8 protein-coding genes and 1 tRNA gene are annotated in these 11,327 nt (G+C 44.6%); 4 read left to right on the top strand and 5 right to left on the bottom strand.

The genetic code is table 11. The features are described 5' to 3' along the window. Nucleotides 1-235 precede the first annotated feature (235 nt). A complete protein-coding gene (locus QZY95_RS09835; protein WP_290922906.1) occupies nucleotides 236-868 on the bottom strand; it encodes a nitroreductase family protein in 633 nt (210 codons plus the stop codon). A gap of 62 nt (nucleotides 869-930) precedes the next feature. Then, the gene (locus tag QZY95_RS09830) at nucleotides 931-1,881 is read right to left on the bottom strand and encodes an AraC family transcriptional regulator (protein ID WP_290922904.1); all 951 of its coding nucleotides are present in this window, start codon (nucleotides 1,879-1,881) and stop codon (nucleotides 931-933) included. Nucleotides 1,882-2,761: 880 nt separating this feature from the next. On the opposite strand from QZY95_RS09830, the gene QZY95_RS09825 reads away from it, so the two are divergent. Then, complete coding sequence (locus QZY95_RS09825; RefSeq protein ID WP_290922902.1) at nucleotides 2,762-4,147, top strand: sodium:alanine symporter family protein; 1,386 nt, start codon at nucleotides 2,762-2,764, stop codon at nucleotides 4,145-4,147. Nucleotides 4,148-4,402: 255 nt separating this feature from the next. Here the strand turns inward: QZY95_RS09825 and QZY95_RS09820 are convergent, their stop codons facing one another. From QZY95_RS09820 to QZY95_RS09810, 3 genes are all read right to left on the bottom strand, one after another. Next, on the bottom strand, nucleotides 4,403-4,954 hold the full coding sequence (locus tag QZY95_RS09820) for a hypothetical protein (protein ID WP_290922899.1): 552 nt from the start codon (nucleotides 4,952-4,954) through the stop codon (nucleotides 4,403-4,405). 1,271 nt (nucleotides 4,955-6,225) lie between these two features. Then, a tRNA-Ser gene (locus tag QZY95_RS09815) sits at nucleotides 6,226-6,317 on the bottom strand. A 95-nt stretch (nucleotides 6,318-6,412) separates the two neighbouring features. Further along, the gene (locus QZY95_RS09810) at nucleotides 6,413-8,095 is read right to left on the bottom strand and encodes an ATP-binding protein (protein ID WP_290922898.1); all 1,683 of its coding nucleotides are present in this window, start codon (nucleotides 8,093-8,095) and stop codon (nucleotides 6,413-6,415) included. Between the two features lie 41 nt (nucleotides 8,096-8,136). Here QZY95_RS09810 and QZY95_RS09805 point away from each other — a divergent pair, with 41 nt between their 5' ends. The 3 genes from QZY95_RS09805 to qrcB all read left to right on the top strand — a co-directional run bounded on the left by QZY95_RS09805 (nucleotide 8,137) and on the right by qrcB (nucleotide 11,319). Continuing rightward, entirely contained in the window at nucleotides 8,137-8,535 is a 399-nt protein-coding gene (locus tag QZY95_RS09805; protein ID WP_290922897.1) for a hypothetical protein, read from the top strand. 64 nt (nucleotides 8,536-8,599) lie between these two features. Continuing rightward, entirely contained in the window at nucleotides 8,600-9,232 is a 633-nt protein-coding gene (gene qrcA, locus QZY95_RS09800) for a menaquinone reductase multiheme cytochrome c subunit QrcA (RefSeq protein ID WP_290922896.1), read from the top strand. A gap of 14 nt (nucleotides 9,233-9,246) precedes the next feature. Then, on the top strand, nucleotides 9,247-11,319 hold the full coding sequence (qrcB, locus tag QZY95_RS09795) for a menaquinone reductase molybdopterin-binding-like subunit QrcB (protein WP_290922894.1): 2,073 nt from the start codon (nucleotides 9,247-9,249) through the stop codon (nucleotides 11,317-11,319). Nucleotides 11,320-11,327 lie beyond the last annotated feature (8 nt).

Below are 11,327 nucleotides of genomic sequence, written 5' to 3'. Positions count from 1 at the left end.
TCGAGCAATGGCTGGCTTTCCCCTGCCACCTTTGAGTATCGTAATGAACAGTATGACCTTGTGGCTTAACTTGGTGTCCACATTTTCGTTGTAGGATCAAAGTGTCCCACTATATCTTATACTAAAGAAAGACAGTGAGACACTTGGGCAATACGAAAAAAGACTATGGCACGATAGACAACATGCCAATATCTTAAGATCATTTTATTGATACGAAAAATTTTCCAACTCGTTGTTATGGAAGAAGGATATCCTCAAGAGACTTACGAGCATGTTCTTCAGGAATTTCCTGATCGGGATGACCTACCGCAAGTAGGCCAACAATACGTAGTGACGGGTCAATGCCTACCAGCTCTTTTACTTTATCTTCATTGAACATTCCTACCCAGCAAGTACCTAATCCCAACTCTACAGCGCGTAACATCATAAATGAAATAGAAAGCCCTACGTTCATCGCAGCTGCTCCAAATTTAGCTACTTCCACAGCTGAAGATTCGCGCTCTACATACTCTTCAATACCGTCCATTGAATCACCTTCAATCAGCTTATTTTCCCGATAGAAAAAAGCACTCGCCTGTGAGTCACGAACATACCCTGAGATATCTGCACAGCAGACAATTATTGCGCCTGCATTGGCAAGCCATGTCTGCGTTCTTGATACTTCTTTTGTACCAAATGCTTTGAGAATATTTTCATCCTGCACCGCCTTGAATCGCCACGGCTGGGAGTTAAGACTGGATGGTGCCACTCTGGCTGCATTAAATAGCGCATTCAACTGTTCAGGTGAGACAGGTTCATCGGTAAAAGAACGAACACTATGACGCTGCATCATTGCATCTATGACACTGAGCTGTGAAGTTTTAACCACGAAAGATCTCCTTTAACGTTAGGCATGATGAAGATCATGCAATACAAAAAATATTTATTCAGTTAGGTCTGCGCATTTTCCAACTGTTGTCGCAGATTAGTAACATTCCTATGAGGTGGATCGCCGAACAGACGTTTATATTCTCTTGAAAACTGGCTTAAACTTTCATAACCGACGCTTACGCTAGCACTCCCAGCATCAAGATTTTCTACAAGCATTAAGCGTTGCGCTTCGTGGAGACGTAGGCGTTTTTGATATTGCAACGGACTGAGACTTGTTATCTCCCTAAAATACCGATGAAAAGTTGATGGAGCCATATTAGCCTGCTCTGCAAGCTCCTCTACCAATACCGGTTGCGCCAAATTTTCTTTCAACCATGCAGCTGCCTGCACTATTTGATTACTTTTTGAACCAAGAGAATGAAATGACCGTAATTTATGCCCGCAAGCCCCGATAAGCAAAAGGTAATGAATTTCTTTTTTGATCATCGGCCCTAAAATCGAGATTCGTTCCGGTCGGTCTAGAAGTTCCACAAGACGTAAAAAGGCATCCAAAATATCTGCCCCTGCCTTTTGAATAAACAGCCCACTTATAGTTAAATTTGCAGGGACAGTATTTCTCGCCAGCTCTACTGTGAGCTGAGCAAGCAATTCTTTATCAACATCAAGAGTTACAGATAAATATGGCTTCTCTGATGACGCCTGCGTGATAGTACTAGCAACGGGCAGATCGACACCTGTCACCATTACATCACCCTCTTTATAAGCGTATATCTCTGTACCAACCTGAGTCTGCTTACTTCCCTGTGCAACCAAAACTATCAACGGGCGGTAAAAACATGTTTCAATGTTATTTGGTACGTCCCTCCTGTAAAGAGTCACTCCTTCAATAGACGTTGCGTAATCTCCAGAAGCATCCATGCGGTTATGCAATTTTTGCTTCAGCAGCTTTCTTGCTTTGTTACTATCTATACGATTGGCATCCTGCACAATGAACCTCAAATTATTATTCATCTTTGTCTGTTAGACCCTACCATATTCTTCCCCACAAAAAACGTCTTGAGAGGATTATGCAAAGAAAAGGGTGAAATATGCATACGGCATGGTAAAAACATGTCGAAAAAGGCAGAGGTAGGTCTTTACCTTACTAAGAAACTACTTTTCAAATTTCAAGTCACCAAACAGCACGTAGAAAAGGCACAACATACTACTTTAAATAATAAAAAAGCTCTCACAGCCTTCACTGAAAGAGCTTATTATCACCTCGTAACGCTAAAGCCTCGTTGAGTCATTCAAGCCTGTCGCCCCCAAACGTCTTACAGCATTGTTTGCGAAAACAGGAATTCCCCCAACAACCGATCACTTCATTCGAAGTAATTTTGGGTAATGCCCCTCATTCTCGCCAAAAGTGATTGAACAAGATTGATTGAATGATCACATCAAAATTTTTACTACAAATCTGTGAAATTCGATTTTTATTCATGCCAATTCTAAAGCTAAAGATGCTCGTACAGGCTTGTACTGCCTATGTTAAAGCCTTATTTCAGAGTATTTTAGTCCAAAAAGATTCCATCTCAAAATTCTATTGTATAATCATATCAACAGGTTTCATTTCTAAAAACAGATTGTGTGCTCATTTACATCTTTTTTTTGTGCTCATTTCTTAACGGCCTATGTTGCTATTCTTTGTGATTGCAGAATTAAAGGGGTTGTACTGCTAATCAGTTTAGTGATGGTTGTTTGTTCAACCTCTTTTTTTTTATTTTTTTAGCGTGTTATTTACATTATTAAGTGTGCCTACATTGATTTTAGGTGGCGCTGAACTCCTATTATCTTTTGTGCAGAAGGCCGTTGGCTATCTGTTGTCATTCTTTTTATACAAAGTAGGATTGTTATGGATTTTTTTTCTCAGTTGCAGATGTTTATTAGTGACCTCAGTGGTTTCGTTTGGGGTGCACCCATGCTTGTCATGCTTATTGGCACAGGGTTATTCCTTACGTTCAGCTTACGAGGTATTCAGTTTACCAAGCTTATTCATTCTCTATGGTTAGCGTTGGTAAAGCGTGAAGAAAAGGGAGCAGAAGGTGATATCAGTAACTTTCAGGCTCTCATGACTGCTCTTTCCGCCACTGTTGGAACCGGTAACGTTGCCGGTGTTGCTACTGCTCTGGCTATTGGCGGCCCCGGTGCGATGTTCTGGATGTGGGTATCCGGCTTGCTGGGGATGGCTACAAAATATGGCGAAGCAGTACTGGCTGTTAAATACCGTGTAGTGGATGCCAACGGCGAAATGAACGGTGGCCCTATGTACTACATCAGCAAAGGCCTGAATAAATGGTGGCTCGGGGCTTCATTCGCCGTTTTTGCTTCCATTGCCGCTCTGGGAACCGGTAGTATGGTTCAATCCAACTCTGTTGCCGATGTTCTGCAAACCTCTTTTGGTGTACCTGAATGGATTACAGGTGCTATTCTGCTTATCAGCTGTGCATTAGTGCTTATTGGTGGCATCAAAAGCATCGGTCGAGTTACCGGCGTACTCGTTCCTATTATGATTGTATTTTACATTGCCGGTGCACTGCTCATCGTGCTCATGAATCTGGATCAGGTACCTGGTGCGTTTGCACTGGTATTTGAGAAAGCATTCAACCCTACGGCTGCAACCGGCGGCTTTGCCGGTGCCAGTGTGATGCTTGCCGTGCGTATGGGTGTAGCTCGTGGTGTTTTCTCCAACGAATCCGGCCTTGGCAGCTCTCCTATCGCTGCTGCTGCTGCACAAACAAACCACCCTGTTAGTCAGGCGTTAGTTTCCATGACACAGACTTTCATTGATACTTTGGTCGTCTGTACGCTTAACGGATTGGTAATCATTATTGCAGGCGGATGGTCCAGCGGTGCGACCGGAGCAGGTATGACCGCTATGTCCTTTAAGTCCTTGCTGACTGGTGGCGATTACATTGTCTCCATTGGACTGGCACTCTTTGCATACTCCACCATTCTCGGCTGGTGTTACTATGGTGAAAAATCCATTGAGTTCTTGTTTGGCGAACGTGCTGTTCTTCCATACCGCTTGGTATACATTGCCTGCATCGGTGTTGGGGCAGTAATGGAATTGAACTTCCTGTGGCTGCTTTGTGACTTGTTTAACGGTTTGATGGCATTTCCAAACCTCGTTGGCCTGCTCCTGTTATCTCCTGTTATTGTTCAAGAAACCAAAAACTACTTTGCAGATAAGACTCGTGAACCTGCAAAAGATGCTGCTGCAACACAACCAGCCCGTTAGTATTACGTGTGATGGTATTTGTACTTAGCAGTTTTTTGGTGCTTCTTCCTTAACTATTAGGAACACACCAGACTTAAAACAAATACGTCCGGTTGCTTAAGATAGCTACCGGACGTATTTTTGTTTCAAGTTTAGTAATACGGCTATTACTTTAAAAAAATTTCATTCCCATGCACTCTATGAGTACCCTTTTTGAGCGACCACTCATCCTCTGCTCTACCAGCATCTTATTGATCAGAAGCGTTCGTTACATTTCTATTCATCTATCATCTCGAGAATTGATCTTTTACTAACAAGAACAAAACGCTTACCTCCCCAACGAGGTGAATAAACCAGACTCATGATCAAAAAATCCTGTATAACAAGCTCATCAAACGACTCTTTATCTACTGCGATTCCATCATCTATTCGAACGGGAACAATCCAAATCTTGTCATCCCCAACAGCCACACAGCTATAAAAGGCAGTAAGATACACTACAAAAAAAATCGCGGCTCCAGTAAAAAGTGGGACTAAAAACACCCAAGTATCCAGTGAGGGATTATTCAATATTATAGTATAATCGAAAAAAAAGATTTCCAAATACATAAGGAAAAACAGTATCCCTACGACCCACCGAAAATATCCCCTTGCATACTCAACTGTTCCGCTTTTATCCCATCCTGCTGCACATAATGAAAAATGAGAGCACTCCCTATAAAATGCCCGTCCTTTTACGGAAAAAAAGAGCGACAATAAGACAACAAAGAGAAACACTCCTCCAGGAACCAACTGAACCCAGCCCAACAAAAATTCTACATCGCTCATAGTAACTTCCACTCTCACCTCCGTGCCCATATTTTTTTTGAGGCTATCATCTCCCAAAAACAATCCAACCATTCTGATCGAGCTTCAAGGTCTTCACCAATACCCCGATCCAGAAATACCTCTGCTATATTCATAATAAGGGTTATCAGAAGCACCACACCGTGCCAAAGGCAATACCATCCTCTCTTTACTATTTACCCTCAACAACTCATACGTATATTTAATAAAATACCCGATAGAAGTACAAACCTGCTTGAAAAGATCAAACTAATGCGAACGACTTGTTATTCATGTGGACAACGTTGCTGGAAAGCGACAAACAGGTTCTTACTCAACAAAATTACAAAAAAATGGATAACTACGAATCGCGTCTACATTAAAAGAACAAAAATATGAAAGAGTCCCGCTGTCCCGTCTACTGGAAAGAGGGTCAGCGGGACACTTTAGGTTAATACAGCATTAGGTTATGATAACACCGTTTGTGTATACAGATACCAAATTGCGCTCACAATACACTTATAACAAAGCTAAAGAGCCCCAGCAGTACATATACCGACAACATAAGTGTTCCCGATATGTGAAAAATTTTCTCAGATCGTTCTCGCAAAAAGCCTGCAACGCATATACACGCAGCACTAAGCCCAATAATAACTGTATGCGTAAGCAACACATCATACATGCTTCCAGGCCATTTAATGCCTGCCAGCAACCAGCCAAAAGGGTTTACGGCAAAGGTCATTCCAAAAAATAAGTTGGTATAGTCTCCCTGTCGAGGACACCAGACCTACGAAATTTACTCCAACTTCAAAAAGGCAATTAATGACTACGGCTGACCAAAAATATTTTTTCATTTGCTCTCTACAACTCTTTTCCTTCATGCCTATCGCTAGCTAACTCAGAAAGCTCGCTATAATATGGTTCGACAATCTTTCCCCAAAACTATCTGTCTCTTCCATGTGCACGACCTGCCCCGCTCCATCAGCAATAGCCAAAAGAGTTCCAACATTTTAATATGCTAAGAAATATTCTTTCCCTTTGCATGTAAGGGAGGTCGGTTGCAACACGTTTTTTTCTGATTGTGCGTAGTTAAACACAACAGGATCTTCATCTTCTCCTGTGCAGGCTGCTTCAAGTGAAACATATCTTTCCAGCAACTTGCTTCGGTAGGTTCCAATTTAGGAACGCGAACAAAGGTTGGACAAACTCGTTAACCTCAATCGTTGGGCACAAAAAAAGCCCTCACAGTTTTCACTGTAAGGGCTTAATTCTCATGGCGGAGAGGGAGGGATTCGAACCCCCGGAAGGCGCAAACCTTCAACGGTTTTCAAGACCGCCGCGTTCAACCGAGCTCTGCCACCTCTCCGTGTTGTGTTCTCTGCGAAGCAGAGGTGGTCTGTATAGGGAATTCCAATTCAAAGCGCAAGCACAAAAAGCATTTTTTTGTATTTTTTTCTAAATTTACTGCTGCGCCCTTATATCTGGCTGTTGTAACAAACCGAACAAAATCCTAAGTAAGTTATCAGGATTAATAGGTTTTCCAACATACTCACTCATTCCGGCAGCTAAAAAGGCTTCTCGATCACCTTTTAGTGCATGAGCGGTCATTGCAACCACCGGTACGTCCTGACGAACTTTAAAATCTGTAGACTCCCTAATTTGACGTGTTGCTTCTATACCATCCATATGAGGCATCGCTATGTCCATTAAAATGGCATCATATGACTCAGCCTTCACTGCTTCAATGGCTTCAATACCATTTGTCGCCAATTCTACTTCGAAGCCTTGCTTCTTAAGAAAAATTTCCATGTACTTCAGATTCACAGCGTTATCGTCGACAACCAGTACTTTTTTTTCACTGCCCAGCTCCGGTTGAGCAAGTGCGGTCTCTTTGGTTGCGACTACGCCGTTCTCATTTAATTTCCCTAGCTGGAACGGCAGGGTGAAGAAGAACTCAGCGCCTTCCCCCGGCGCACTGCTTACCTCAAGTGTACCACCCATCAATTCGACAAGCTTCCGGCAAATGGCCAATCCGAGCCCTGCTCCCTGATATTGGCGAGAAACAGAACTATCTGACTGAACAAATCGTTCAAAAATTGCTTCTTGATGTTCTTTTAAAATTCCAATGCCGCTATCTTTAACTGAAAAGCGTAATCTCGCAGTGTCTTCGACGATCTCTTCTAACCCGACAGTAAGCTGAACTGTACCACCATCAGTAAATTTCAAGGCATTATCAAGCAAGTTTACGATCACCTGCCGAATGCGTGGAAAATCTCCAACCAAAACATCCGGAACATCATCCGGCACAGAGAACATAAGTTTCAAACAACGCTCCTCAGCCCGATGGAAGAACATTGTCCGCAAAGCAGAAAGCCGTTTACGCAACCTGAAGGCTTGCTTATCTACTTCTAAGACACCTGCCTCAATCTTAGAAAAGTCCAAAATTTGATTAATCAAAACAAGAAGAGACTCCGCCGAATTTTCTACGGCTTCCAGATACTCACGCTGCTCCGCATCAAGTTCAGTGTCCAACGCTAAATCGAGCATACCAAGCAACCCGTTCATAGGTGTCCGTATCTCGTGACTCATAGTCGTTAAAAACTCACTCTTTGCTTTGTCAGCTGATTCTGCGGCATCCTTGGCAGCTTTGAGTTCGTGTGCCATTTCGAAGGCATGCGCCATTTCACTACTAAACTTAACCAGCAGCGGCTCACCTTGCTCTGTATGAAGAGGAATATACTGAACCGACCTCAACGCATTTGAATCAAAATTCCGCTCTGTGCCTATAGCGCACTCCCCTTGAGCAAGAGCTCCATGCATTGTTTGTAGGTGTTTACTACGGGTTTCGATGTCATCGGTTTCACCAGGCAGTCCTGCACTTTCCTCTACATTGTCAGTAGAAAATGCAATGCTATCATCAGCACGATAGACCGTTGTTTCGGCTGGAATTGCCCGCAACACGTCCTTCAGCAGCAACGCCTCACGTTTTGCTGCTGTCGTCTCCAGCTCAAGCCGAGCTGCGTAGGCTTCCAATTCAACTATTCGGTTTATTGCGGAGGAAAGATCAACAGGCTCTGTAATGCAACAGTGCTTCCCCGTTACACCGTGTAACAACAACCGATTGTCACTCATATCTTTATCCATATGCGCCCCCAGTTCTTGCACATATACATGAAATCACACTTATGCGTACCACAGCTTCAGAAAAAAATCTTCTAATTATACAACATTTGCAGATAAATTTTTTGAAATATTGCAAGCTCCCCAACTACAACCAGCCCAAGCCCGCCGCTATCTCAAAACGGGAAAAAGCGTTTGGCTTTACTATTTTTTGCACAAGCGCCAAAAAACTACTAATTTACTCTATTTTAAAAGATAACATGCTGAATTTACCGAAAATAATAAACTGTTTGGACTTTCAAACAGCACGATTCCAGCGGTTTTTTTTGTATCAAAAACTTTATTTTTATGTTTTAGAAACACAGTTAATGGATACATCGCATCCGCTGAATGTGTACGTTTCAGAAGGGTTAATTGCCGCTCGTGAAATATTTCACCTTGACGCAGCTGCCCCTAAGAAGTAGACACATGGATGTGGTAATGTGGGCTTTTTTTCAATATTTTAAACCAGCTATGAGGCGAAGGGTTATGGAGGAGAGGCTTTTACATCCTGCCGACGGGAACAGTACGTCACGCCAATTTGGCGGCGCGGCCCCGTTCTTCGTAGGTCTGGTAGTGGCACTCATCTTTGGTTGGTGGGCATTCCCTGGACTGCTTTTCTCAGAACAGGAACAGCCTATTAATTTCAGCCATAAGGTGCATATTCAAGACGCAGAAATGGAATGTTCTGCGTGCCATTATTTCCGTGAAGACGGCACTTTTGCCGGCCTTCCGACAACTGAAAGCTGTGCTGAATGTCACAGCGACGAACCACTCGGGGAAGATCCGGAAGAAGCGCGCTTTATTAAAGAGTACGTGGAAACCGGAAAAGAGGTTAAATGGCGCGTGTACCAAGCACAGCCGGATAACGTTTTCTTCAGTCACGCAGCTCACTCTCTTGAGTCATGTAACGCATGTCATGACTTCTCAGAAACCGAGCTCTGCTCCCAGTGTCACATTGATGTGGCAAACATGGACAAGGCCCCGACTTACTATGAAAACAAGCTGACCAAGTACAGCAAGCAGACCATGAAGATGTGGCAATGTGAACGCTGCCATGCTCACCCTGAGCACTATGGCGTGACCCGTTCCAGCAACGCATGCTTCGTCTGTCATAAGTAAAAGGGGAGTATCCAATGGCAGTAGATAGACGAGGATTCCTTAAGTTTGTTGCAGGCGCCACCACTGGTGTTCTGGCTACTCCCGTTCCTTGGAAGCTCCTTGATGACGTGAGTATTTGGACACAGAACTGGCCCTGGATTCCACGAAATGTAGACGGTGAAAACTCCTACGTTTCAACCATCAGTAAATTGTGTCCTTCCGCTGCGGGCATGAAAGTTCGTCTGGTCGGTCCACGCCCTGTGCGCGTTCTTCCGGATGACAACCACCCTCTTTCCATGGGTGGCATCACTGCGCTTGCTGCAGCAGAAGTTCAGCTTATGTACTCTCCTTCCCGTGTGAAACGTCCTCTTAAGCATGCCGGTGACGGCGCTTTTGTTGCGATTTCATGGGAAGAAGCAGAGAAAATGCTCAAAGAGAACCTGAGAAGAGCCGGTTCCAAAGTTGCATATGTATCCGGTGACGAAACCGGTACAATCAACGAGCTTCTTTCCGGTATGGCGAAAGAAAGTGGTTCCGAAGACTTTTATGTCATGCCTTCCGAAGTTCAGCCGGCTGCCCGTGCTTTTGCAAGCATGAACGGCAACGGTCAGCTTGGTTACGATATTGAAAACAGCGATTATGTTTTTGCTATCGGCGCCAACATCCTTGAGTCATGGGGAACTGTGCTCCGCAACCGCGCTGCATACAAGAATTCCCACCCTGCTGCAGAGAAACCAACTGTAAAATTCGTTTACGCAGGCCCTGTGCAGAACAACACTGCTGCAGGTTCTGACGAATGGTTACCTGCAAAATCCGGCACTGAAGCAATTGTTGCAATGGGCATTGCAAACTTGCTTATCAAGGCCGGCGCTACAATTGACGCACCAGACTTTGCAGAGTTTAAAGCGCTTGCCGCTCAGTTCACTCCGCAAAAGGTTGCAGCTCTTGCCGGTGTAACTCCTGCAAAACTTAAAGCGATTACAGCTGAGCTTTCCAAAGCTAAACGTCCTGTTGTTCTTACCGGTTCTGAATTCGGTCAAGGCACTGGCGTTGCAACAGTTCTGGCAGGTACCGCCGTGAACATGCTGCTTGGCGGCTTTGGTCGCGAAGGTGGCGTAACCGCTATTCCTTTGGCACCGAAAGTTATTGCTTCCGGTATGGATCGTGCTGAAATTGCTGATAAAGACCTCGTGGCGTACCTTTCCCGCATCAGTGCCGGTAAAGTTGCAACTCCGCGTGCTATGGTCTTCTATGAAGCAAACCCTGTATACGGTCTGCCTCAGCCTGCAGCTATGGCTAAAGTTATGGATAAGGTTCCGTTTAAAGTTGCTTTCACCAGCTTCCTTGATGAAACTGCTGAAGCCTGTGACCTTATTCTGCCTACTCCACTCGGTCTTGAACGCTTTGATGACGTGGAATCTCCTTACGGCATCAATCAGGCATTCTATGGTCTTGCCCGTCCGGTTGCGCCTTGCGTAATTGACGGCAAACCTGCTGCTGACGTTCTGCTGGGTGTTGCTGGTCAGCTCAACATGGATCTCGGTTTCGAAACCTTTGAAGAAGTTCTTCAAGCGAAGGCAGAAGCCGCAGGTGCTGATTGGGACAGCCTGATGGAAGGCGAATTCTTCACTAGTGATGCTGTTGCAGAACAGTCTGATCTGCGCATTGCCGCAGACGTTATCGGTAAAGCACTTGCTGCTGCACCGAAGCCTGCAAAACTGAGCATTGCCCCTGTGCAGAAGCTGAACATCGGTACCCCGAACACCGCTATTCCACCTTACAACAACAAGACAATTCGCCGCTGGGAACTCCAGAAGAACGAAATGTATGTTGCTATGAACGGTGCAACAGCGCGTGAGCTTGGCGTGGTGAAACACCAGCGCATCAAGCTCAGCAATTCCAGTGGCAGCATCCAGGCCCGTGTGAACATTTTTGAAGGCGTTATGCCAAACACCATCGCAGTGCTGATGGGCTTTGGTCACACCGCATTTGATGAGTTCAGCAAAGGCAAAGGCGAAAACGTCATGGAGCTGCTGACTGTTGGTTATGAAGCCGGCACCGGACAATCTGTCTGGAATGTTGCTGGTGTAAACGTCAGCAAGGCATAAGGGACGAG

It is taken from the genome of Halodesulfovibrio sp., from assembly GCF_015482765.1.
Classification (GTDB): Bacteria; Desulfobacterota; Desulfovibrionia; order Desulfovibrionales; family Desulfovibrionaceae; genus Halodesulfovibrio.
The sequence above is the reverse complement of the archived record's forward strand: the minus strand, read 5'-3'. Positions and strand labels throughout refer to the sequence as shown.

What these genes read in the sequence shown, in the direction of transcription:
- QZY95_RS09825 (WP_290922902.1), top strand. Translation starts at nt 2,762, where the DNA reads ATGGATTTTTTTTCTCAGTTGCAGATGTTTATTAGTGACCTCAGTGGT.
- qrcA (WP_290922896.1), top strand. Translation starts at nt 8,600, where the DNA reads ATGGAGGAGAGGCTTTTACATCCTGCCGACGGGAACAGTACGTCACGC.
- QZY95_RS09805 (WP_290922897.1), top strand. Translation starts at nt 8,137, where the DNA reads ATGCGTACCACAGCTTCAGAAAAAAATCTTCTAATTATACAACATTTG.
- qrcB (WP_290922894.1), top strand. Translation starts at nt 9,247, where the DNA reads ATGGCAGTAGATAGACGAGGATTCCTTAAGTTTGTTGCAGGCGCCACC.
- QZY95_RS09810 (WP_290922898.1), bottom strand. Translation starts at nt 8,095, where the DNA reads ATGGATAAAGATATGAGTGACAATCGGTTGTTGTTACACGGTGTAACG.
- QZY95_RS09820 (WP_290922899.1), bottom strand. Translation starts at nt 4,954, where the DNA reads ATGAGCGATGTAGAATTTTTGTTGGGCTGGGTTCAGTTGGTTCCTGGA.
- QZY95_RS09830 (WP_290922904.1), bottom strand. Translation starts at nt 1,881, where the DNA reads ATGAATAATAATTTGAGGTTCATTGTGCAGGATGCCAATCGTATAGAT.